Below are 23317 nucleotides of genomic sequence, written 5' to 3'. Positions count from 1 at the left end.
GAGGTCGGGGAGGGTTGCTCCCCGACCTCGCGGTGAAAAATCTGTGGTCTTCAGGCGTTAGTCGTCGTTTTCGCCGTGTTCGCGCTTGCCGTGGTCGTCACCGCCCCGACGCTCGGACATCGAGCCCCGGTGGTCGTCGTCCTGCCGGCGGCTTTCACGCACGCTCTCGTCGTGACCCCGGCGGTCGTCGCCGCGACGCATCGAGCCGGAGCGGTCCATGTCGTCCTTTTTGTGCTCACTGTCCTCGCGCATCGAGGCCTCGTCCTGACCGCGGTGCTCGGAGCCTTCCAGGCGACCCGAGTCCTCGCCAAAGCCCGAGCGCATGCCGGGGGACTGGAGCATGGCCTTGGCGAACGCTTCGGCTTCGACGGTGCCGTTTTGGGTTTGGATCAGGGGGTGGTTGTCGTTGCCGAGGACGACCGGCAGTTCGAGGACGACGTTGCCGCTTGGGTCATAGACGATGACCTTGGTGGCGAGGGCCAGGAGGTCGCTCCTGGGCTCGAGGCCGAGGGTGCTGGTCCAGACGGCGTTGCCATCCGCGTCGACGAAGGTGACGGTGGCGCCCTGATCGAGGGCCTGCTGGACGCTGGGCGGGAGCTTTGGGCCTTGGCTTTGGGTCATGTGGCTGCTGGCGAGGACGGTGCCTGCTGCGGAGAGGGCCAGGGCCAAACCGATTGCGGTGAGGAGTTTCGTTCCCTTCATAGCGACGTCATCTTCCCCGGGGAAGGTAAAGGGGAGGTTAACGGGGGTGGTCGTTTAGGATGGATTTGGTGATGAAGCCGATCGGAGTGGTGCTCGGTCGCCGGGAGGCGACGCCCCTTGAGTTTTGGGTTGGCGTGGAAGACGGTGCTTTGCTCAGGCTCGACGACCTGGTCTATGCCGAGAGCGAGCATGCTGGGCAGCGGGTGCGGTATTTCGGCATGGTCGATCAGGTCGTCAAGCTCCACGAGGGGAGCCAGTTTGATTCCGACGCCTTTTTGGTGCGAGACAATCTCCTCCCCGTGAACACCGCCTACGTGGCTCACGTGAGCGTGACCCGGCTCGACCCCGAGGACTACCTGCCGCCGAGTCCTGGGTCGCCGGTCTTTTTGGCCCGGGGCGAGCGCCTTTTTCGGGCGCTCTACTACGACGATATGCAGGAGCGGTTACCGGTGGGGCTGTTACGAAACGGTGAGCCCGCCTATATCAACCTGGAGTTTCTGGACGGTCGGCGGGGTGGTCACGTCAACATCTCGGGCATCTCGGGGGTGGCCGCCAAAACCAGTTACGCCCTCTTTTTGCTCCACAGCCTCTACCGCTCGGGGGTGCTCGCTGAGGCGGGCCAGGCCCGGACCCTGATCTTCAATGTCAAGGGACAGGATCTCTTCTACCTCGACAAGCCGAACCTGAAATTTTCCGATGACGATCGGGATCACTACCGCGCCCTCGGTCTGCCTGCCGAGCCTTTCCAGAGCGTGGCGTTTTTGGCCCCGCCCGCACACGGGCCCGGGGAAGGGGAGATCGTTCCCGAGGTCGTGGACCGTTTTGACGCGGTGACGCCCTATCACTGGGATATCGTTCAGTTCGCGCGTGGTGGATTCCTGCCCTTCCTCTTCACCGACCGGGGCGCGATGACCAATCTGGGTTTTTTGATCGACCAGGTGAGCGCCAAGCTGGCCCAGCTCGCCAAAGGACAGTCCGGCCCCGGCCTCGTCGTTGACGACTGGGACGATGCGGAGGCCCTCGAGGCCCGGCCCAGCACCTTTGACGCGTTGGGTCGACCGCTGATCGCCACCTTTCCCCACCTCGTTCGCTACATCGAGTACAAGCTCCTCGAGGCCAACGAAGGCAACGGCGACCCGGCCTGGGTCGGTCGTCAAGTGCGGGGGACCCTCGAGGCCTTCATCCGTCGGTTGCGTGCCGCGGCCAAGGCGGTCGAGCGGCTGGTGCGCGGCGATCGCCCCGGCAACCCGCCGAACCCGCTCGCCGGCGATCACTTAATCCACGTGGTCGATATCCACCGGTTGGCGCCGCAGGCCCAGATGTTCGTTGTGGGCTCGCTCTTGCGGGAAGTCTTCCAGGCCAAAGAAGAAAACCGCTTTCGAGGGAAGGTCTTCGTGGTCCTGGACGAGCTCAACAAGTATGCACCCCGGGAAGGGGAGAGCCCGATCAAGGACATCCTCCTCGACATCGCCGAACGGGGGCGTTCGCTGGGCGTGATCCTCATCGGGGCTCAGCAAACGGCCAGCGAAGTCGAGCGGCGGGTGGTGGCCAACGCCGCCATCCGTGTGGTCGGGCGTCTGGACGCGGCCGAAGCCGAGCGTCCGGAGTACCGCTTCCTCCCGGGCGCCATTCGGGACCGGGCCATGATCCTGCCCCAAGGCACCATGATCCTCCACCAGCCCCAGGTCCCGGTTCCGCTCCTCGTGACCTTCCCCTATCCCGCCTGGGCGACCAAAAAGAGCGAGGTCAAAGAGGACGTCTCGGCCGGTCGGCTCCGCGACGAGTTGGGGTTTTGACCGGGGGCGTGGTGGCCGATGAGGATTTTGCACACCGCAGACTGGCACCTGGGGAAAGTGCTCATGGGGCGCGACCGAACGCCGGAGATCGCCGCTGCCCTGGATGCGCTGATCGGCCTGGTCAGGTCTGAGCGAATTGAACTCGTGGTCGCGGCCGGGGACCTCTTCGATCACCCGCGGCCCCCGACCGAGGCCGAGGCGGTCTTCTTCTCTTTTCTCCTGCGTCTCAAAGAGCTTGGGGTTCCCTTTCTCGCGGTGGCGGGGAATCACGACTCCAGAGCTCGCTTCGACGCCCTGGGGCCCATCCTCTCCCTCACCGGTGCCGACGTGGCCGGGGCGTTACGGTTGGCCGAGGAGGGTGGGGTGCGGCGGATGCCCTGGGGGCGGGTGGCGATGCTCCCCTTCGTGTCGGAACGGCGGTTGGTGCGGAGCCAGCACCTGGTCGAGCTCGATGCCGGTCAGCGCATGGGCCGGTATGCCGAGCTCGTGGACCGGGTCATGGCCAACCTGGCCTCGGGTTTCGTTCCGGGGGGATTGAATCTGATGATCGCCCACCTCACCATCGAAGGCGCCCATTTGAAGCTGGGTGGGGGGGAGTTCAAGTTCTACGTGGGCAACGCCTATGCGGTGAAACCCGATGCCCTGCCCCTCACCGCTTCCTACGTGGCGCTGGGGCACATTCACCGTCAGCAGCCGGTGAGCGAGGCCCCCCGCGCCTGGTATTCGGGTTCGCTGGTTCAGCTCGACTTCGGCGAAGGTGAGGACGCACCGCGGGGGGCGCTGGTGGTGGAGCTCGAGCCCGGCGGTGTGACTCGCGTGCACCCGGTTGTGGCGCGTTGGGGGAAGCCTTTGAAGACCTTCCGTTTTCCCCTCGAGGCGCTCGAGCGGCGAATGGGTGAGGTCGAGACCTTTCCCGGCTACGCCAAGCTGGTGATCGAGGGCCGGGGGGATCCGGCGCTCAGGGAGCGCATTCTCAAGGAAAACCCTCACGTCCTCGAGGTGCACTTCCAGACCCAGGCCGAGGCCGTCGAAGGCGAAGCGCCGGCTTCGGTCCAGGGGCCGGCCTGGGATCAGGCGTATGTTGACTACCACCGTCAGCTCTACGGGGAAGAACCCGACGATGCCCTTCAGGCCGCGTTTTTAGAGATCTACGAGGAGGCGCATGCGTCCGATCAGGCTTGAGCTTTTGGGCTTTGGCCCTTATCGGGAGAGAGCCGAGATCAGCTTCGAGGAGGTCGAGCTCTTTGCCATCACCGGTCCCACGGGCTCGGGGAAGACCACCATCCTCGACGCCATCGCGTTCGCCCTGTACAACAAGACCCCCCGGATCGCCCGGGGCTACGGCGATCTGCGCCACCCCGCGGCCCTGGAAACCCGGGTGGTGCTGGAGTTTTCGGTCGGCAACGAGGCCTATCGCGTCACCCGCGTGCTCGGCAAGCGTAACGAGCACCGGCTCGAGCGGCTCGATGGCGACTGGCGCGTGCTGCCCGAGAGTGAGCGGGTCAAGGAGATGAACGCCGCCATCGAGCGGATCGTGGGGCTGCCCTATGAAGCCTTTACCCGCGCCGTGCTCTTGCCCCAGGGCGAATTCGACCGTTTCCTGAAGGGCGAGCCCAAAGAACGGCGGGCGCTCCTGGCCTCGCTCTTCGGTCTGGAAACGCTGGCCGCCATGCGCGAATTGGCCTCGAGCCGGCGGCAGGCGATTTTGGAAGAACGTTCGCGTATCGAAGGGGAGATCGCGGCGCTGGGCTCGGGCGAAGATCTGGGAGCGCTTGAAGACGAGCTGGCAAAGCTGGAGGCGGCAGACCACAACGAACGGAAGCGACTTTCCCGGCTCCGGCGCGAGCTTGAAGACGCCGAGCGCCGGCACGAGCGCTTTGGCCAGCTTGAGGCCGCGCGCCGAGAGCTGAGCGCGTTGCAGGCGCGCTCGGAGGAGATCGAGCGCTTGCGGCAACGCCTGGTTCAGGCTCGGGTGGCGGCCCGGCTGCTGCCGGAGTTGGATCGGCTTCAGGCCGATGCCCTTGAGCTCGAGCGCAGGCGTAAGGAGCACGAGCGGTTGAAGGCCCGACTCGAGCAGCTCGAGCGCGAGCGGGCAAAGCTCGGTGAGCTCGCGAGTCAGGCCCGGCTGGCCGAGATTCAAAACGAGCTGGCCGAGGCCAAGCGTTTGCAGGAGCTCGCCCGCTGGCGGGCGAAGCTGGGTGCGCCAGCGGCGGCGGTGCCGGCCCGTCCGTTTGACCCGGTGCGGGTCGGCGAGATCCTCGAGGTCCTCAAGGCCTACGAGGATCTGGAACGCGAGGCGCAGGACCTGCGGAAGATGCGGGCGGAGCACCGGGGCCAGCTCCACGAGGTCGAGCGTCTGGAGCGCACGGTGCAGGACCTCAAAAAAAAGCAGCAGGCGCTCAAAGCCGAGGGGCAGGCGGCCCGGGCCCGCTACGAGACGCTGAAAAAGCGACTCGAGGACGCCCGGACCCACGCCGGGCTCAAGGCCTATCACCGCCTTTTAAAGGCCGGGGCTCCGTGCCCTCTTTGCGGGCAGGTGGTGACGGAGCTTCCCCGAGCGCCCGGGAGCGACGTCGACCTCTCAGAGCTTGAGCGGGATACGCAGCAAGCGCAAGAAAGGCTCGATGCGTTGAGGGAGGCCTATCAAGCGCTCCGGGCCAAGCTCGGGGAAGCTGAGGGCCGTCTGGGGGCGCTGAAGGAGGCGGTGGCCCGGGGGGAAGCGGCGCTGAGCGAAGCGCAGGCGGCGCTCGAAGCCAAGCGCAGCGAGCTTTTGCGTAGGGGGGACCGGGACACGCTCAAAATCGAGCTCGAGGGGCAAAAACAGGGTCTTTTGAAGGCCCTTGGAGAGGAGGACCCGGCCGAGCGGCAGAGGCGGCTCGAAAACGAACGCCGTGCGATCGAGCGTGCCCTGGGCCAGCAAAAGACGCTCGACGAGACGTTGGCCGCCGTCTTGCAAGAGCTGCATGGCCTGGAGGGCATCATCGCCGAGGCGGAAAAGGTCTACGCCCGCGACCAGGCGCGCCTGGCGGGGCTGTTGAAGGACTCGGGGTTTGATTCGGCCGACGCCCTTAGGCGGGTGGCGATGAGCGAGCAGGCGATCGCGGCCCTCGAGGCGGAGCTCGATCGCTGGCAGCAAGCCCTGACGCGGGCCGAGGTCCAGCTCCAAGCGCTAGAGCGCGAGCTCGCCGGCGAAACGCCACCGGATCCAGCGCGACTCGCCGAGCTGCGGGCGGAGGTCGAGGCCCTCGAGGCCGCAAGCGGCAAGCGGCAGCGTCAGCTCGGAGCGCTCAGGGAAAAACTCGACCGGGCGCGGGTCCTGGCCCGGCGTCGGAAGGATCTGACCAAGCGTCTGGCGGACCTCGGGCGGCAGCTCTCCATATGGCAGCGTTTGAGCGAGGACCTCCGCTCCGATCGTTTTCCCGACTACCTCATCGAGCACTACCAGCGCGGCCTGGTGGCGCGGGCCTCCGAGCTGCTGGCCACCCTTTACCAGGGCCGCTACCGGCTCATCTCGGCCGACGGCGACTACCTGGTCGAGGACACCTGGACCGCTGCCCGCCGCCCGGTGCGCACGCTTTCCGGGGGCGAGTCGTTTTTGGCTTCGCTCTCGCTGGCTCTCGCGCTTTCCGAACATCTGAGCCGGGGACGTCTTGAGGCCCTCTTCCTCGACGAAGGATTTGGCACCCTCGATCAGGAGACGTTGGAGGTGGTGACGACAGTGCTTGAGGACCTCCCCACCCGCGGTCGGCTGGTGGGGATCGTGACCCACGTCGAGGAACTGGCCGAGCGCATGCCGGCCCGTCTGGTGGTCGAAAAATCGCCTTCCGGCAGCCGGGTGCGCTGGTCCGACTGAGCGCTTTTCCTCCCCAAAGCCCCGCGCCCGGCCGGAGGGCGGTTTTCGCTTGCACCGCTGTTCCCCGGCCTTTAGGCTTGCCTTGTGGCCCGCTCCATACGCGCCAACACCGTCTTGATGATGGCGGGAACGCTTCTTTCCCGGGCCTTTGGCCTCGTCCGCCAGGCCGCTTTTAATAACCTCTACCCCGATGCGACCAAGGACGCCTTTAACGTCGCCTTCCGGGTCCCGAACCTCTTCCGAGAAATCCTGGCCGAAGGCGCAGTGACCAACGCCCTGATCCCGGTGGTAAAGGGCCAAAGCGGTGCTGACCGAAAAGTCTTCGAGCGGCGATTCCTCGCTTTTTTGCTCGCCGCCAACCTCGCGATCCTGGGGTTGATTGAGCTTTTCGCCCCGCTTTTTGCCGAGCTCCTCGTGGCCCGAGGTTCGCAGATCGACCTCGACGTGGTGACCACCTTGATCCGTTGGGTGGCCCCCTTTTTGCTGGCCATGAGCGTCTCCGCGCTTTTCTCGGCGCTGTTGCAGGCTGAAGAGCGCTTTTTCGCCCCCGCCTTCGCCCCCATCGCCTTCAACCTGGGGGCGATCGGTTTGATGCTGCTCCTTCCCAAGGCGGGCCCGTCGATCGCCATCGCTTACGTCGTCGGCGGGTTCTTGCAGGCGTTGGTGCAGCTTGGTGCCTTGCGCAAAATCGGGTTCGAGCTCCGCTTGACGCCCGAGGTGCTCCGGGCCTTCGGGCTCATGGTGCCGTTCCTCTTCACCACCTCCACCCGTCAAGTGGTCAACGTGGTGCTCACCGCCCTGCTCACCGCTTACCCCACGGCGGCGGTGACCGGGTTTTACAACGCCGAGATGGTCTACTTGATGGTCCTCGGACTCTTCGCCGTGAGTCCGGCGATGGCCGCCTACCCCCGTCTTGCCGAGCACGCTGCCAGCGGGTCCGAGGCGCGCTTTTCCCGGCTGCTGGGTGAGCTCTTGCAACGGATGGGCACGCTGCTCGCGCTGACCTCGGCGCTGCTGTTTGCCCTCGCCCCCTGGGTGGTGGCGGTGCTCTTTGCCTGGACCCCGGCCTTTAGCGAGGCGAACTTCCGTTTTTCGCTCGAGGCCATGCGGGCGCTGGCGCTGGCGGTCTTCCCCTGGGGCCTCTATACCCTCTTCTTGCGCGCCTATTACGCCCGGGAACAGATCTGGGCGGCGGTGCGGGTCAGCGTGGTGCTCTTCCTCCTCAACGCGCTCGGCTACTACCTCCTCGCGCCCCGGGGCATGTTCGCGCTGAACTTGGCCACCGTTGCCGTCGGCTGGCTGGGCTTTTTTCTCCTCGGGCTGGGGCTCGTTCGGAGGCGCTCGCTCGAGACCCGCGGCCTCGGGCTGGGCGTTGCCCGGCTGGCCGCGGCCGCGGTCGCGGCCGCCTGGACGGCCGGATGGTTCGCCCGGCAGGCCGGGCCCCCGACCGGGGCCATTCCCAGCGTGCTGCCCCTTTTGGCCGGGGGCCTGGGCGGCCTTTTGGCCTTCCTCCTCGTCGCCCGGCTGAGCGGCCTTCCCATCAAAGGGTGGCGGTGATCAGGGCGTGAGCCGGTGGCGATCGCGGGGGAAGGCCCTGGCGTAACGGACGTTGGGCAGATCGAGCAGTTTTTGGGTGAGGCGCTCGGCGCCGATCGCGAAGCCACCGTGGGGCGGCATCCCGTAACGAAAGACCTCGATGTAGTCCCGGAAGGCGTCCACGTTCATCCCCTTTTTCCGGAGCTGCTCGACGAGCAACTCCGGCTTGTGGATTCGCTGCCCGCCCGAGGTGATCTCGAGGCCACGGAAGAGGAGGTCGTAGCCCCGGGTGAGACCCCCCGATTTGGGCATGGTGTAAAAGGGCCGGACCTCTTCGGGGTAGTCGACGATAAAGATGAAGTCGGTGCCGTACTTCTTCGAGAAGTATTCCCCCAGCGCCCGCTCCGCGGCATCGTTCAGATCCGCGCCCATCCCGATTCCGAGCTCCTCTTTTACGATTCGCCGGGCCTCGGCGTAGGTCACCCGGGGGAATTCGTCTGGCACCTGGGGCCAGGTGGCGCCCAGGCGTTCGATCTCATCGCCCGCGTGTTCGAGGGCCTCCTCGAGCATGGCCCGGATGAGTGATTCCTCGAGGGCCATGACCGTTTCCTCGCTTTCGATGGGGCCCATCTCCACGTCGAGCGAGAGGTATTCGTTGAGGTGGCGGCTGGTCGCGTGTTCCTCGGCCCGCCACACCGGCGCCACCTCGTAGACGCGTTCGAAGACACCGACCATGATCTGCTTGTAGAGCTGGGGGCTTTGGGCCAGGTAGGCGGGCTCGCCGAAGTAGTCGAGTTCGAAGAGGTTGGAACCGCCCTCGGCGCCGGCCTTGACGATCTTGGGGGTGAAGATTTCGGTGAACCCCTGATCGTCGAGGAACTTCCGGAATCCGCGGACGAGCGCGGCCTGGATCTTGAGGGGGGCGCGGGCCTTCTCCCCCCGCAGGGTGACGTAACGGTAGGTGAGCAGGGTTTCGGGGTTGGCCCGCCAGGTTTCCTTGGGAATCTCCACCGGCGGGGATTTCTCGGAAGGGGCGATGACCTCGAGGCCCTCGGCGTGGACCTCGAAACCGCCGGGTGCCTTCTCGCTTTTCACCACCTTGCCCCGGGCCCGCACCACCGATTCCTGCAAGGGCAGCTTGCCGCCGCCGGGAAGCACCACCTGCACCACGCCGCTCCGGTCCCGTACCAGCGCAAAGCGCACGCCCCCCAGGTCGCGCCGCCAGTGGAGCCAGCCCAACACCTCGACTTCCTGACCTTCGTGTTTCGGTAACTCTCTCACCAGTACCCGCATCGCTCCTCCTTGGCTGGGGCTTGGGGTAATGAAAAACCCCGGTCCACGGGTGGACCGGGGGAAGGGTGCTTCCCCCGTTACCTGTCGTTATTCAGTCCCCAACGCATCCTGATGCAAGCTTATGGGCTTTTCGGTGCTCGGGTCAAGCGCTTTGGGGGAAGATGCTGGCGCAAATCGCGGGGGAAGTTTGCTTCATCCGTCCTTTTCCCAGGCGGCGATCAGGGCCGATGGGTCCTGGACCTCCCGGGCGATGAATATTTCTACAACTTCCCGCCGGCATAGGCGCTGTCCGCTCACCCCGGCCAGGCGCTCGCTGGCGACGGTTTCTGCCTCCAGGCGTCGCTTTTCCAAACGGGCTTCGCCGGCCTGGTTCAGGAAGACGCGGTAGCTCACCCCGCCGGCGTGCCGTTCGCCCACCACCCAGTTCGCCTCGAACCGGGTTTCGTAGCCCAGGGCCTGGAGCAGGCGGTAAAGCTCGTTCACCGGATCACCTCGATCTGGGCCGGGCTGCGAACGATGATCTCGGGGCGACCCCGGTATTCGGTGACCCGTCCCGTGACCCGGACCGTTTGGCCGGTGTACGCCGCCGGCTTTAGTGGTGGGACGTCCCTTTTGAAGATCACCAGCACGAAACTGCCCTGGCGGTCGAACTTAAGCCGGTAGACGCTTCGCGTGCTCTCCAGGTCCAGGACCGTTCCCTCGATGGTGACCAGTTGACCCAGGTAGCGCCGCGCCTGCCACCAGGGGATGGCTTCAGTCGGGGCCGGGGCTTCGCGCGCTGCCGCGGCCCAGTCGGACTCCATGGTGGCGAGGAGTTTTTGCAAAGCGGGGCCTGGTCCGAAGATCGCCCCCAGTTCCCGGTTCGCACGCAGGCCCGAGGGGGTGAAGTTCTGCGACCCCACGAAGGCGGTGCGGCGATCGATCACCATGGCCTTGGCGTGGACCTTGAGGCCTTGGAGGTAGCGGACTTCGGCCCCTTCCTGCCTCAGCCGCTCCGCAAGCTGACCGAAGTAGGCATCGTCCCGGCCGCTCCCGATCAAACGCACTCGCACGCCTCTACGGAGCGCGGCCACCAGCTCATGAAAGAGATCGGTATCGGTGAACCCGTTTTGCTCGATGAAGATTTCGCTCTTGGCGCTGCGAACCAGGGCGCTGAGCTTTTCCCAGGCGTTGCCTTCGCGGATGGGGTTGGCCATACCGAGCACCCGGTCGGGGCTCCAGACCAAAGCTGCCGTTTCCAGCGCCAGCGGGCGTCCTTGCCAGTCGGCTTCGAACACCCGTTCCGCCTCCTCGACCCAGTCGCTGCGGTCAGTGAGCAAACTGTACTCCCGGTTTTGCGTAAAGCTGGACCTGGCCAGGTTGCCGGTGGAGATCCAAAGCCTTTGCCCGTCGATGATGATGGCCTTCTGGTGGAAATTGACGAAACGGAGCGGTGAGGCAAAGCGGACCTCGATCCCGGCGCGTTTGAGAGCATCGATGACCTTTTCGTCCGGCGGCCAGCCCGGCGAGGGGTCGAGCAGGACCCGTACGCGGACGCCTTTCCGGTGCGCGTCTGCAGCGAGTTGAACGAGGTCCATGCGTCCTCGAGTCCAGAGGTAGACCGCGATGTCGATGCGTGTCTGGGCGTTACGAAAGAGGTCTTTCAGGTAGCCAACCCCGTCGTCGGGGGCGACGAAGAGGAGATTTTGCCCCAGCGCCAGGGCCCAAAGGAGGATGAGCGCGAAAAGTCGTCTCATGGCTCACTCCGGTGGTTTTGGATCGGGAACGGCGGGGCCGAGGACGGGGTTTGGAATTCGGATGAGCTGGGCCCGCTCGAGGGCATCCTCAACCAGCGCCGGGATGTCGAGGCCGGCCTCGGCTCGGGCGAGCGCCTCCGGCGTGGCCCGGGTGGCCGGGCGTCGGGGCTCGAGGAAGGAACAGCAGTCCTGCTGGGGTAGGATCGAGATCTCGTAGGTGCCGATACGCCGCGCTTCCTCGATGACCTCGTCCTTATCCAGCCCCACCAGCGGTCTCAGAACCAGCGTCGAGACCGCCTGGCTCACCGCGTGCATGTTCTCCAGGGTCTGACTCGCCACCTGCCCCAGGGCATCGCCGCTGACCAGCGCCCCTGCCCCTTCGCGCCGGGCGACTTCTTCGGCGATGCGGTACATGAATCGCCGGTAGAGCAGGGTACGGTAGCGTTCCGGGGCCTTGGCGAAGACTTCGGCTTGCACCAGGGCCAGGGGAACGAGATAGAGCTTCGCGCCCCCCTGCCAGGCGGCGAGGACCTCCACTTCCCGTTTGGCCTTGACGGCGGAGGCGAAATCGGTGTGGGGGTGGGAGTGAAAATGGACGAAGATCGCCTTGGCGCCGCGTTTCATCACCCGCCAGGCCGCCACCGGGGAGTCGATCCCGCCAGAGATCAGGGCCACCACCTTGCCGCTCGCCCCCACCGGGAGGCCGCCGGGTCCGGGGAAGCGGGTCGCGCTGGTGTAGACCCAGGCGTCGTCCTGGGTGAGCTCGAGGTGCACGGTGACGTCGGGCTGGGTGAGGTCGACCCCGAGGCCCGTGAGGCGTTTCACCCTTGCCCCGACTTCGCGTTCGGCCTCGATCGAGGTGAAGGGCAATCGCTTGTCGGAGCGCTTGGCGCGGACCCGGAAGGTCTTGGCCCCAGGGGGGAGGTGCTCGAGGGCCCGCTCGGCGATGGCGTCAAAGTCAATGGGAGCCAGCGTGGCGAAGGCGATGTAGGCGATGCCGAACACTTTTTGGAGTCGCGCCCGAACGCGGTCCCGGTCGCTCGAGGCAAGCCCGGTGACGACGATCCGGCCGGGGCGCCGGGAGACCTTGGCCTTAAGGTCGGCCAGGGCCTCGTGGATCCGGGAGGTCAGGATCTGTTCGAAATGGGCGCGGTTTCGGCCTTTGAGGCCGATCTCGTGGTAGTGGACGATGGCGATCAAGTCTCTCATGCTTTCCACCGGAAGAGACGTTGCGCGTTTTCGTCGAGGATGCTTTCCATTTCGTGGAAGGGGAGACCCTTTTGCTCTGCCAGCTCGGCGACCGTGTACACCGTGTAGGCGGGCTGGTTATCGCGCCCGCGCTTGGGCTCCGGGGTCAGGAACGGGGCATCGGTCTCGACCAGCAGCCGTTCGAGGGGGAGCTCGGCGGCGAGTTCGCGGAGCCTTTTCTTCTTTCGGTGGGTCAGGTTCCCGGCAAAGCTCACGTAGCCCCCGAGCTCGAGGGCGGTTTGCAAAAGCCCTTCGTGGCCTGCGAAGGCGTGGAGCACGAAGCGGGCGGGCCTGTTCGAGCGGAGCCAGTCGGATAGGAGGCGTTCGGCCTCGTCCGAGCCATCCTTGCTGCGAACGTGGAAGATGAGGGGCAGGTCGAGCGTTCGCGCCAGCTGCCACTGGAAGTCGAGCGAGCGCATTTGGGCCTTGAGGCTCGCCTTTTCCCAGTAGAGGTCGATGCCGGTTTCGCCGATTGCCCGCACCTTGGGGTGTCGGGCGAGCTCGGTGAGCGCGGCTTCGACCTCTGGGCTCAGGGTTTCGGCTTCCGTGGGGTGGAGGCCGACGCTGGCAAAGATGCGCGCGTGCGCGCTGGCAAAGTCCAGCGACTGCTGGGAACGGGCGACGTTGGTGCCAACGGTGAGGATGGCGCGAAAGTCGGCGGCGCGGGCGATGGCCGCCTCGGGGGATTTCATAAAGTCGAGGTGGGTGTGGGTGTCGGTCATGCAGGTCTATGTTAACGAATTGCGAAACTTGCCGGACTTTCAAGGCGCCAAGAGTGCTACAATACCCCCTGGCCTTGTAAGGGATTCTTGCAAGGCAACGCATCGGAGGCGATGGGCATGCAGGAAGTCGTTTTGGCGATCGCCGGTTCTGGCGGCGACGGCGTGATCACAGCAGGGGATTTCATTACCCGTTCTGCGGCCCGCAAGGGCTTGAACGCGTTCATGCTCAAGTCCTACGGGCCTCAGATTCGGGGCGGTGAATCTTCGGCGCGGATCCGGGTCTCCTCTCGGCCGATCTACAGCCAGGGGGACTACGTCGACGTCCTGGCGGTGTTCTCCTGGAAAGATTTCAAGCGCTTCGTGGACGAGATCGAGGTTCGCGAGGGCGCGGTGGTGCTCTACGACGATTCCGACACCACGCCCCTCGAGGCGGTCCCGATCCCCGCGGAGAAGAAGGCCAACTTCATTGCCGTGCCTTTCAAGCGCCTGGCGCAGGAAGAGCTCAAGGTGCCGTTGGCCAAGAACATGGTGTTGCTCGGGGTTTTGGGGCAGTTGCTGAACCTGCCGCTGGATGCGCTCAAGGATTCCGTACGGCAGAAGTTCGGCAAGAAGCGTCCCGAGGCCGCCGAGATCAACATCCGCGCCATCGACCTGGGCGCGGCCTGGGTCGAGGAGAACCTCCCCGATGGGATCCCCTTCCGCCTGGACGTGAAGGAGGGCGAGGCGAAGCTGGTCATGACCGGGAACGACGCCTTCGCCTTTGGCGCGCTCCACGCAGGTGTCCGGGTGTACGCTGGCTATCCGATTACCCCGGCCAGCCCGATCCTGGAGTTTTTGGCCCGCGAGCTGCCGCGCTTTGGCGGAGCGGTCATCCAGACCGAGGACGAGCTGGCGGCGGTGACCATGGCCATCGGCGCGTCCTGGGCGGGTGCGCGCTCGCTCACGGCTTCCTCAGGCCCCGGCATTTCCCTGAAGCAGGAGGCGATTGGCCTGGCGGCGATGGCCGAGATCCCCCTGGTGGTGGTCAACGTCCAGCGCATCGGCCCTTCCACCGGGATTCCCTCGAAGACCGAGCAGGCTGACCTTTTCCAGGCCATCGGCGGGAGCCACGGCGATGCGCCGCGGGTCGTGCTCGCCCCCACCGATGTTGAGGACCACTTCCAGGTGGCGGTCGAGGCCTTCTACCTGGCCGAGAAGTACCAGATTCCGGTGATCGTCCTTTCTGATCAGTTCCTCGGCGAGCGCAGCGAGACCGTCGAGGCTTCGGTGTTGTTCTCCCGCGAGCGCGAGATCGCGCGCAAGCTGCCCGGCGAGGCGGAGCTCGGCGAGAAGTACGCCCGCTACAAGCTCACCGAGGACGGCGTGAGCCCCATGGCCGTGCCCGGGATGGCCGGCGGCCAGCACTACATCTCCGGTCTTGAGCACACCGAAAAGGGCTGGCCCAGCTCTTCCGGGACCATGCACCAGGTCATGAGCGAAAAGCGGGCCAAAAAGCTCGAGCGCATCGCCGACGAGGCGGGTTTTGTCCGGGTTTATGGCGACGAGGACGCCGAGTTCGCCGTCATCGCTTGGGGTTCGACCAAGGGGGCGGTGCGCGAGGCTCTCGAGGTGGCCCGCGCCAAGGGCATGAAGGTTAAGGCCATCGTGCCCCAGCTCCTCTACCCCTTGCCGACCAAGGCCCTGGATGCCGCGTTGAAGGGCGTCCGCCGGGCGGTGGTGGTCGAGCTGTCCTTCGGGGCCCAGTTCTACCGTTACCTCCGGGCCTTCTGCGACGGGCTCCCCAAGGAGACCTACTCCGTCGCCCGGGCCGGGGGCAACCCCATCCAGGTGGCCGAGGTTTTACAGGCGATCGAGGCGCACTACCGCCAGGAGGTGGAGGCCTAACCATGGAGAAGGTCAAGCTCACCGCGAAAGACTACAAGACCCAGATCCCCAACGTGTGGTGTCCGGGGTGCGGGGACTTTGGCGTTCTGGCCGCGATCCAGCAGGCGGTGGCCGACTTGCAGATCCCCCCGCACATGATGGCGGTGGTGAGCGGGATCGGCTGTTCCAGCCGCATCTCGGGTTACATCAACGCCTACGGCTTTAACGCCATTCACGGGCGCGTTTTGCCCATTGCCACCGGGGCCAAGCTGGCAAACCCCGAGCTCACCGTCCTCGCGACCGGCGGCGACGGCGACGGGTACTCGATCGGCATGGCCCACTTCGCCCACGCCATCCGGCGCAATCCCGACCTCACCTACATCGTGATGGATAACCGCATCTACGGGTTGACCAAGGGCCAGGTCTCGCCAACGACCCCTCAGGGAGACGTCACCAAGACCACGCCCGGCGGTAACCCCGAGCGGCCGCTCAACCCCTTGGCCCTGGCCCTGGAGCTCGGGGCCACCTTCGTCGCCCAGGGCTTTTCGGGGAACGTCAAGCACCTCAAGGAACTCATCAAAAAGGGCATCCAGCACAAGGGCTTCGCTCTCATCAACGTCCTCAGCCCTTGCGTGACCTTCCGCGGCCGCCAGGAGTTCGATTTCGTGCGCCAGCACGGCGTGTACCTCGAAACCCTCGAGCACGACGTGACCGACTGGAATCAGGCGCACGCCGTGACCCAGTGGTCGGAGAAGGTGCCCCTCGGGGTGATTTACCAGGTTGAGGGGCGCCAGACGTTGGACGACGAGGTCGCAGAGATCACGGCCCGGGCGCGGGCGGTCAAGGTCTACGAAAGCCCCAAGGATCTCATCGAAAACTTCCGCTAAGGTATCGGGCTTTTTGGCGGAGCGGGGGCCCAAAGGGCCCCCGCTTTAAAAACCCACTTCCCGGCCGGCGGCTTTAAGCGGGTGACCACGCGCTTTTTCGCATGACGATGGTCGTTTTTTCGTTTTTGCCGCGGCGGGGGACTCAGAGGAGATGGAGCGACTCTAAGACCGGGCGGGCGTAAAAGAGGGTGAGTGCGGTCGCTGCGTCCTCGATTTGCCCAGTCTCGAGCTTTTTGTAGGCTTCGGCCAGCGACAGCTCAACGGGTTTTAAAAGTTCGGCCGCCTCGAGGCGGGGCTCGTCGACCTGGACGGCCTCGAGGGCCAGAAACGGCCGGAAGACCACGGCGTTAAAACTCGGCTGGGGGTGAAAGGGGGGCAGGGCGATGAGACGGCCCACTTCGGCGCCGACTTCTTCGCGCAGCTCGCGCCGGGCCGCTTCTTCCGGCGCTTCGCCGTCGTCGACCTTGCCCGCCGGGACCTCGAGCAGGAACTTGCCGGTCGGGTGGCGGTACTGGTGGACGAAGAAGGCGGTTTTGCGTTCGGTGACGGGGAGGACGAAGACGGCTTCGACCGGCCCCGGCCGGTAGATGTAGGTGATCTCGGCCCCGCCGTGGGTGAGGAGTCTCTCCCGGACGATATGGACCGGGCTTTTGACCAGGTCTTCGATGGAAAGACGCTTCCAGGGCTTCATCCGCCTCTAGCATAAAGACAAAACCCCGCGAACGCGAAAAGGCCCCGGCGCCGGGCCGGGGCCGGGGGCAAAGGGCAGCGCCTCAGCCCATGTGCTCGATCAGGGCCTGGCCGAATTCGCTGGTCTTGAGGAGTTGGGCTGGTTTCCCCTCGGCCACCATCAGGCGGTGGAAGTCGTAGGTGACCAGACCGGCCTTGATGGTCCGTTCCATGGCCTGGATGATCAGGTCCGCCGCTTCGTTCCATCCCATGTACCGGAGCATCATCTCACCCGAGAGGATGACCGAGCTGGGGTTGACCTTATCCTGGCCGGCGTACTTGGGCGCGGTGCCGTGGGTGGCCTCGAAGACCGCGTGGCCGGTGGTGTAGTTGATGTTGGCCCCGGGGGCGATGCCGATCCCGCCCACCTGGGCCGCCAGCGCATCGCTGATGTAGTCGCCGTTCAGGTTGAGGGTGGCGATGACGTCGTATTCCGCCGGACGGGTGAGGATTTGCTGCAGGAAGTTGTCGGCGATGACGTCCTTAACAATGATCTCTTCGCCGGTCTCTGGGTTTTTGAGCACCTGCCAGGGGCCACCATCAAGGGGCTCGGCGCCGAACTTCTCCTTGGCCACCTCGTAGCCCCAGTTGCGGAAAGCGCCCTCGGTGTACTTCATGATGTTGCCTTTGTGCACCAGGGTGACGCTCTTGCGGCGGTTTTGGATGGCAAAGCGGATCGCTGCCTCCACCAGGCGTTTGGTGCCTTCCTCGCTCACCGGTTTGAGACCGATGCCGCTGGTGTTCGGGAAGCGAATCTTGCGGTATGCCTCGGGCATGTTGGCCTCGAGGAAGGGCAGGAGCGTCTTCACTTCTTCCGAGCCCGCCGGCCACTCGATGCCGGCGTAGATGTCCTCGGTGTTTTCCCGGAACACGACCATATCCACGAGCTCCGGGCGTCGCACCGGGCTCGGGACGCCATCGAAGTAGCGAACCGGCCGCACGCAGGCGTAGAGGTCGAGTTTCTGGCGGATGGCGACGTTGATCGAGCGGATGCCGCCACCGATCGGGGTGGTGAGGGGGCCTTTGATCGCCACCAGGTATTCGCGAATGGCCTCGATGGTCTCGTCGGGGAGCCAGACCGCTTCGCCGTAGACGCGGTTGGCCTTTTCCCCGGCGTAGACCTCCATCCATGCGATTTTCCGGGCTCCGCCGTAGGCCTTTTCCACCGCCGCGTCGAAGACCGGTTGGGCCGCGCGCCAGATGTCGGGGCCGGTTCCGTCGCCTTCGATGAAGGCGATGATCGGGTGGTCGGGAACCACCAGGTGACCGTTTTCGATGCGGATCTTCTCTCCCCAGTCGGGCACTAGAATGTTCTTCAACGCCATGGACACCTCCGTATTTAAGGATACCCCTGGGGGCATGAGGGCGTTAGCCCTGGAGCACTTCCTCAAACCCCTTGGCGTTGTAAACGAAGTGCGCCAGGATGCCCGGAACCAGCGATCCCGTGAGCAGGTAGCTGGCCCCGAAGATGAGCCCCGCGAAGCCGACGAAGAGGGGGTAGGCCCAGGCTTTGCGGTTCGGGGTGGGGTGGAAGAGGGCGAAGACGAGGGCCACGATCGGAACCGCCGCCAGTGCGGGCAGCCACAGGAGCAACAGGCTTTGGAGGAACCCCCGGAAAAAGACCTCTTCCCCCAGCGCGCTGGCCGCGGCCAGGAGCAGGCCGGTCCAGGGGCCATAACCGGCGTTGCGGAGAGTTTGGCCGAGTTCGTGCATGAGGGTTTCGGCGGCGGCGAAGGATTCTCGGAACAGGCGCTTCAGGAGTTCTTCCGTGCCCTCCAGCGCCAGGTAGGTCAGGGCCATGGCGAGGGCGTCGCGCAGGGCGTCGGGCCGGTCGATGAAAGCGGCGCCTGCTGCCCGCATGCCGAGAAGGCCGCTGGCCAGGAGCACGGCCTCGATGAGAAGCAGGAAGTTCAGGATGCCGAAGGACAAACCGGTTCTCCCGCGTCTTGTGCCCGCTCGACCTGAACCAAAAGCTGCACCCGCCGGCTCTTGCCCGGCGGCAGCGCGAGCTCAAAACCGAAGCGGATCTCGTCCGCCCCCGACCAGAGGTAGAAATCGCGGTTGGATTCCAGACGCAGACCGAGGCCTGGTTGAACCGGGAGGGCGGTGCCCTGGGTGCGGGTCAGGGGAAGGGCGTCCGACGCCACCGCCAGGTCGCTGACCAGCAGGCCCTCGAGGGGTTTTTGATCGAGGTTGGTGACGCGCCACTCGATGGCCAGGGCTTCTTCCTTGGGGTGGATTCTCAGCGTTTTTTTGAGCTCGACGCGAACGCCCCCGAGCACCCCGGCGGCGCTCAGGTGAACCCGGTCGCGGTATTTGCTGGCCTCGAAGGGGAGGTCGTCGAGCAATGCCCGTTCGGCCTCGCCGATCCGCTCGGGGTCCCGGGTAAAGCGCGTGTGGAGCGATCGCCCTTTGAGAAGCGGGAGGTCGAGCGCTCGGACGTCGAGCGCGAAGAGGATCCCGCCCGTCGCCGGACGCAGATAGACGTTTAAGGTATGACTTTCGATCATAACCTCGCTCAGTCCGTCTTCATCCGCGTCTTCAAGGTGGATTTCGAGCCAGGCGTATTTTCTCGGATCGCAGAGGTTTTCGGCTTTGAGGAGCTCTTTCCAGGCCCAGCGCTGGCCCCGCGCCGCCCCTTCGCGATAGGCCGGGCCCCACTGCCCCCGGTAAAGGTGGCGGTAGGCGCTTTCCGGAGGGCGTTTGGCTTCGTCGAGCTTTTCCGAAACCCAGAGCATCTTGGCGAAAAGGTCGGCCGCGGCGGGGTCGTGGCGGGGCAGGTTGCGGGGGTCGGGGCAGGGTTCGGGGCTGGCCTCGAGGTAGACGGGCGGGATGGGAACCGTCTGCGGCCCGGGCAGCTCGAAGGGGCCGGCCTTGGCCTGGCCCAAGGCCTTGAAAAACTCGGCTGACTTCTCGTGCCCGGGGATGCAGACCACCGGAGCGGCCTGGCCCAAAGGCGCCCAAGGCACCAGCAAGACCCCGGAGAAGACCGGCTCCGGGCGGGCGAACGCCGCTTTGGGCAGGAGGGCGAAGCGGTAGCCCTCGGCGGCGAGGACCTGAGAGAGCTCGCGCTTCCAGGCGCCGTCGTCGAGGTAGGCCCCCCGTACTTCGGCGCCGAAGAGGTCTTCCAGCCGCTCGGCCATGTCGGAGAGCTGCCAGGCGGCGTCGCGCTCGGGCAGGAGGGGTAAATAGGGGCTGTAGAGGCCGCCGCCCAGGAGCTCGAGTCGGCCGCTGGCGACGAGATTGGCCCCGGCTTCGAGCAGGCGGGCATCCTCGCTCATGTGGTCGAGCAGGAAACCGTTGAAGTAGGCCAGGCCAAAGCCGCCCCTGGCCTCCAGATGGTCGAAAAGGGCCGATACCCGGGTTAAGGTCGCCGCGGCTTCCCAGGGAGCGGGGGAGAAGACGAAGGCGTACGCGGGCATCGGCACAAGGCTACCACGGCAGGTCAAAGAACTCTTCCAGGCGGAGGGCGAGCCCCAGGCTGCTCAACGGGCCGGGCAGGATTTTGGCGAAGAGGTTCACGCTCGCGGTTCCGCCCCCGTCCTCGAGGTTCATGCGCAGGCCGGTGGAGAGGGCGCCGGGGGTGTATACCAGGCTCACCCCGCCCCGGTTCTCCTCGAGGGCCAGCGCCAGGAGGGGCCTGCCGGTATAGGCGGCCTCGAGGGTCAAAAGCGCTTCCCCCAGGTAGCGGCTGAGGCCCACCAGGCCTCTGGCCTCGGTCGGGTTTGCCAAGAGAAACGCTTCGCCGTAGACGACGTTTTCGCCCAGGGTCGCCGAGGAAGCAAGCCTCAGCAGCGGGCGCGCTCCCAGCACCAGCGAGCCCCACCAGGTCGCCTTGGCCTGGTAGCGGGTCGTGATGAGCAGCGCTGGCCCGGTCCCGGTCCAAAGGGCGCTCGCGTCCAGGGTGCCGGCGTCGCCGATCGGGAAGCGCACGCCAAGACCGGCCACCCCCGCCGGTTGCTCGGGGTCGGGGCTTTGCTTGAGGGCATAGGGGGTGATCAGCCGGCCGATGCTCAGCGGACGCGGCGACCACCCCAGGTCCGCACGCCAGCCTTGGCCGCGATAACCGAGGGTCAGGGTGGTGATGGTGTAGGTGAACCCGCCCTGGGTGAGGTCCCGGCTCGCGCTGAGGTCGGCGGAGAAGTTCCACGGTCCCGCCACGCGCTGGTCGAGGTATTCGGCACCGACCGCGGCCTGCCCCTGGAGAGCGAGGCCCGCTTCGAGACCGCTTTGGAAGAAGACCTTGAGCGAGGCCTGGGCGTAGGCGCCGCTCACGAGGAAGAGGACGAGAACCCAGCGCCTCACCGTCGCTCCTCTCCGGCGATCCGTCCGTCCTCGAGGTGGACGATTCTCCGGACGTGCTCCAAAAGGCGGGGGTCGTGGGTCGAGAAAACGAAGGTCATCCCCTCGTGCTCGTTCAGCCGCTTCATGAGTTCGATCAGGGCCAGGCCAGACTCGGTATCGAGGTTGGCGGTCGGTTCGTCGGCCAGGACGATGGCCGGTTTCGCCGCCAGCGCCCGGGCCACGGCCACCCGTTGTTGCTGACCACCGGAGAGCTGGTTTGGGCGTTTGGATTCGAGCCCCGCAAGGCCCAGCGTGTTCAGGGCCTCCCTGGCCCGCCGCTCGCGCTCGGCCTTGGGCACCCCGCGCAGCTCGAGGACGAAGGCGGCGTTCTCCAGGGCCGTGAGCACCGGAATCAGGTTGTAAGACTGGAAGACGAACCCGACCTTGGCCAGACGCATCCGTGCCCTTTGCACCGGGCTTAAGCGGTCCACTCGCTGGCCCTCGAGCCACACCTCGCCCTGGGTGGGGAGGTCGAGGCCCCCCAGGAGGTGGAGGAGCGTGGTTTTCCCTGAGCCCGACGGCCCGGCGATCGCGGTAAATTCTCCTTTTTCGATTTCGAGGCCGACGCCGCGGAGGGCTTTGGTTTCGACCCCGTTGCCCCGGTAGATCTTGACGAGTCCTTTGGTTTCGATGAGCGCCACGTTTCCCCTCCTTAGGTGGCGGTGTAACGCATGGCCTCGGCCGGCTCGAGTTTGGCGGCCAGCCACGCCGGCCAGAGCGCGGCCAGGATCGAGCTCACCAGCGCGAAGACGACGGTGGTGAACACCTCGCTGGCGTGGAGCTCGGCGTAGAGGACGGTGGGCAGCCCGAACTGGGCGTAGTCGGCCGCGAGCCGGCCGGGAAGCGAAAAGCCGCCCGAGAGCCACCAGGTCGCGAGCAGCCCCAGAACCAAACCGGCGCCGGTGCCCACGGCGGCGAGGAGGAAGCTCTCGGTGAGCACCAGGCGCATCGTCCGGTAGCGATCGACCCCGAGGGCGATCATCAACCCGAACTCGCGAATGCGTTCGACGAGCGACAGGTAGATGGTGTTGAGGAGCATGAGCCCGGAGAGCCCGAAGAAGATGGCGACGTAGAGGTTGAGGAACCGCTTCGAAAGTTCGATCATCGTCGCCAGGGCCGGATAGAGCTCCTTCCAGGTGCGTACCTCGTAGGCGGCGCCGAGCCCTTGCTGGAGGATTTCTTTGGCTCGTTCGATCGCCGCCTGATCGCTCAGTCGGCGGATCTCGGGAAGCGAGACTTCGATCCGGCTGATGCCCCCGGGGGCGACGAGCTCTTGCAGGGCCAAAAGCGGCATGGCCACGAAGGCCCGTTCGTAGCGGGTTTCGGGAAGGCTCACCAGACCGCTCACCCGGAAGACCCCGCTGCCCATCCCCTCGCCGGAGGGGCTGTAGATGTAGAGGGTCTGGCCGGTGCCGACGGCGAGGCGCCGGGCCAGGGCTGCCCCGGCCACGGCCTCATCGAGGGCGGAGAAGCCCCGGCCTTTGGCCAGGTACTTCTCGATCTGCTCCCGATAGGCCCGTCCGCCCTTTTCAAGGCCCAGGACGAACCCGCCCAGCGAGCGCTTTTCGCCGGCGATGAGCGCTGGAAATTCGAGCACCGGGTCAACCTCGGCCTGCGGGAGGAGCGCCCGAACCTTTTTGACCAGCGACTCGCCATCCCAGATCAGGCGGTCCTCCGGCGATTGCCGTGTCTCGTAGCCCGCGACCCGCACCACCAGGTGGCCGGTTTTGGCGGTCAGCGACGAGAAAAAGCCGTTGATCGCAGCCCCGGCGAAGGCGTAGATCATCAGGCTCAGAAAGGTCGCCAGGGCGATGGCGCCCGCGGTGAAGGCGCTTCGGGCCCGGGCGCGCCAGATGTTCCGCCAGGCCAGGGCCAACATCAGGGACAGCCCTCCTCGAGGGCATTCAGCGTGAAGCAGCGGTCGGGGACCGGGCCGATCTGGTATTCCAAAACCCGGAACTGGGTGCGGCGTTCGGGTTTGAGCAGATCCTTCACTTCCCCTTGGGTGACGAGAAAGCGCCCGTTCCCGATGGGATCGGCCTGGAGAAAGAGGATCTGCTTGATGGCCTTATTGCGCTGATCGTAGTAGGTCAGCACCTTCGGGACGTTGGTCGAGGCGTCGATCGAGAGCAGGAGGAAGCCGTAGGGGACCGGTGCCCTCGGTTTCGGGACCAGGCGCAGGGTGATGGTTTTGGGGGTTTTTGAATCGATGCTGACCTCGTAGTCACGTTCGAAATCCCGCCCGGCGAAGTCCTGGTAGCTGAGGTCGGAGCCGAGGAAGGCTCCGCTCTTGCCCGAGGGTGGGAGGCTCAGGGTCCGGCGAAATCGGGGGTCGTAAATCCAGATCTGATCGCCCCTGACCAAGAAGGCCTGGCCCCGGTACCGGGCCGGTTCGAGCACCCGCAGGAGCGACCGGTCGCCGCCGTCGCCGAGCGTTTGCAAGACGTAGCGGCGGGTACGCCCCGGCCGGTCGATGGTGATCTCGAACGTGGCCGACATCGCCGGTCCGCGCAGGCTGTCGATCGAGGCCTTGAGCAGGGCCAAAGGATCGGGCTGAGCCAGGGCGAGGCCCAGGGTCAGGACGATGGCAGGCAGTTTTCCGAACATG

The 23317-nt window shown here is 65.9% G+C and carries 20 protein-coding genes; 6 read left to right on the top strand and 14 right to left on the bottom strand.

Going from position 1 to position 23317, the window contains the following annotated elements:
• Positions 1 to 57: 57 nt before the first annotated feature.
• Positions 58 to 702: a hypothetical protein gene (locus ACZ5BT_RS01325; RefSeq protein ID WP_464884841.1), complete on the bottom strand. Its 645-nt coding sequence runs from the start codon at positions 700 to 702 to the stop codon at positions 58 to 60.
• Between the two features lie 71 nt (positions 703 to 773).
• Here ACZ5BT_RS01325 and ACZ5BT_RS01320 point away from each other — a divergent pair, with 71 nt between their 5' ends.
• The 4 genes from ACZ5BT_RS01320 to murJ all read left to right on the top strand — a co-directional run bounded on the left by ACZ5BT_RS01320 (position 774) and on the right by murJ (position 7908).
• Positions 774 to 2498, top strand: a complete 1725-nt coding sequence (locus ACZ5BT_RS01320; protein WP_464884840.1) for an ATP-binding protein — start codon at positions 774 to 776, stop codon at positions 2496 to 2498.
• Between the two features lie 18 nt (positions 2499 to 2516).
• Entirely contained in the window at positions 2517 to 3680 is a 1164-nt protein-coding gene (locus ACZ5BT_RS01315) for a metallophosphoesterase family protein (RefSeq protein ID WP_464884839.1), read from the top strand.
• Complete coding sequence (locus tag ACZ5BT_RS01310) at positions 3661 to 6351, top strand: AAA family ATPase (RefSeq protein WP_464884838.1); 2691 nt, start codon at positions 3661 to 3663, stop codon at positions 6349 to 6351. The genes ACZ5BT_RS01315 and ACZ5BT_RS01310 overlap by 20 nt, the downstream gene beginning before the upstream one ends.
• Positions 6352 to 6435: 84 nt before the next feature.
• Positions 6436 to 7908, top strand: a complete 1473-nt coding sequence (gene murJ / locus ACZ5BT_RS01305) for a murein biosynthesis integral membrane protein MurJ (RefSeq protein WP_464884837.1) — start codon at positions 6436 to 6438, stop codon at positions 7906 to 7908.
• Here murJ and aspS read toward each other — a convergent pair whose 3' ends face one another.
• The 5 genes from aspS to ACZ5BT_RS01280 all read right to left on the bottom strand — a co-directional run bounded on the left by aspS (position 7909) and on the right by ACZ5BT_RS01280 (position 12886).
• Positions 7909 to 9180 (bottom strand): aspartate--tRNA(Asn) ligase, encoded by a 1272-nt coding sequence (aspS, locus tag ACZ5BT_RS01300; protein WP_464884836.1) that lies wholly within the window; start codon positions 9178 to 9180, stop codon positions 7909 to 7911.
• 192 nt (positions 9181 to 9372) lie between these two features.
• Positions 9373 to 9663, bottom strand: a complete 291-nt coding sequence (locus ACZ5BT_RS01295; RefSeq protein ID WP_464884835.1) for a hypothetical protein — start codon at positions 9661 to 9663, stop codon at positions 9373 to 9375.
• Positions 9660 to 10916 (bottom strand): phospholipase D-like domain-containing protein, encoded by a 1257-nt coding sequence (locus ACZ5BT_RS01290; protein ID WP_464884834.1) that lies wholly within the window; start codon positions 10914 to 10916, stop codon positions 9660 to 9662. Before ACZ5BT_RS01290 ends, ACZ5BT_RS01295 begins: the two co-directional genes overlap by 4 nt.
• A gap of 3 nt (positions 10917 to 10919) precedes the next feature.
• Entirely contained in the window at positions 10920 to 12125 is a 1206-nt protein-coding gene (gene thiI, locus ACZ5BT_RS01285) for a tRNA uracil 4-sulfurtransferase ThiI (RefSeq protein ID WP_464884833.1), read from the bottom strand.
• Positions 12122 to 12886, bottom strand: a complete 765-nt coding sequence (locus ACZ5BT_RS01280) for a TatD family hydrolase (RefSeq protein WP_464884832.1) — start codon at positions 12884 to 12886, stop codon at positions 12122 to 12124. The genes thiI and ACZ5BT_RS01280 overlap by 4 nt, the downstream gene beginning before the upstream one ends.
• A gap of 117 nt (positions 12887 to 13003) precedes the next feature.
• Here ACZ5BT_RS01280 and ACZ5BT_RS01275 point away from each other — a divergent pair, with 117 nt between their 5' ends.
• Positions 13004 to 14770: a 2-oxoacid:acceptor oxidoreductase subunit alpha gene (locus ACZ5BT_RS01275; RefSeq protein WP_464884831.1), complete on the top strand. Its 1767-nt coding sequence runs from the start codon at positions 13004 to 13006 to the stop codon at positions 14768 to 14770.
• Positions 14771 to 14772: 2 nt separating this feature from the next.
• A complete protein-coding gene (locus tag ACZ5BT_RS01270) occupies positions 14773 to 15636 on the top strand; it encodes a 2-oxoacid:ferredoxin oxidoreductase subunit beta (RefSeq protein ID WP_464884830.1) in 864 nt (287 codons plus the stop codon).
• Between the two features lie 142 nt (positions 15637 to 15778).
• Here the strand turns inward: ACZ5BT_RS01270 and ACZ5BT_RS01265 are convergent, their stop codons facing one another.
• The 8 genes from ACZ5BT_RS01265 to ACZ5BT_RS01230 form a co-directional block, all read right to left on the bottom strand.
• Positions 15779 to 16327, bottom strand: a complete 549-nt coding sequence (locus ACZ5BT_RS01265) for an NUDIX domain-containing protein (RefSeq protein WP_464884829.1) — start codon at positions 16325 to 16327, stop codon at positions 15779 to 15781.
• A gap of 82 nt (positions 16328 to 16409) precedes the next feature.
• Positions 16410 to 17690: an NADP-dependent isocitrate dehydrogenase gene (icd, locus tag ACZ5BT_RS01260; RefSeq protein WP_464884828.1), complete on the bottom strand. Its 1281-nt coding sequence runs from the start codon at positions 17688 to 17690 to the stop codon at positions 16410 to 16412.
• 43 nt (positions 17691 to 17733) lie between these two features.
• On the bottom strand, positions 17734 to 18294 hold the full coding sequence (locus tag ACZ5BT_RS01255; RefSeq protein ID WP_464884827.1) for a CPBP family intramembrane glutamic endopeptidase: 561 nt from the start codon (positions 18292 to 18294) through the stop codon (positions 17734 to 17736).
• Positions 18276 to 19787 carry a hypothetical protein gene (locus tag ACZ5BT_RS01250; protein ID WP_464884826.1) on the bottom strand — a complete coding sequence of 504 codons (1512 nt, stop codon included), beginning with the start codon at positions 19785 to 19787 and terminating at the stop codon, positions 18276 to 18278. Before ACZ5BT_RS01250 ends, ACZ5BT_RS01255 begins: the two co-directional genes overlap by 19 nt.
• A gap of 10 nt (positions 19788 to 19797) precedes the next feature.
• On the bottom strand, positions 19798 to 20670 hold the full coding sequence (locus tag ACZ5BT_RS01245; RefSeq protein WP_464884825.1) for a hypothetical protein: 873 nt from the start codon (positions 20668 to 20670) through the stop codon (positions 19798 to 19800).
• Positions 20667 to 21350, bottom strand: a complete 684-nt coding sequence (locus ACZ5BT_RS01240; protein WP_464884824.1) for an ABC transporter ATP-binding protein — start codon at positions 21348 to 21350, stop codon at positions 20667 to 20669. The genes ACZ5BT_RS01245 and ACZ5BT_RS01240 overlap by 4 nt, the downstream gene beginning before the upstream one ends.
• Positions 21351 to 21361: 11 nt before the next feature.
• Positions 21362 to 22588, bottom strand: a complete 1227-nt coding sequence (locus ACZ5BT_RS01235; protein ID WP_464884823.1) for an ABC transporter permease — start codon at positions 22586 to 22588, stop codon at positions 21362 to 21364.
• Complete coding sequence (locus ACZ5BT_RS01230) at positions 22588 to 23316, bottom strand: outer membrane lipoprotein-sorting protein (RefSeq protein WP_464884822.1); 729 nt, start codon at positions 23314 to 23316, stop codon at positions 22588 to 22590. Before ACZ5BT_RS01230 ends, ACZ5BT_RS01235 begins: the two co-directional genes overlap by 1 nt.
• Between the last annotated feature and the right edge of the window lies 1 nt (position 23317).

It is taken from the genome of Vulcanithermus mediatlanticus (assembly GCF_055385885.1).
Note: the sequence above shows the minus strand (reverse complement) of the source record. Positions and strands in the feature narration are given on the sequence as shown.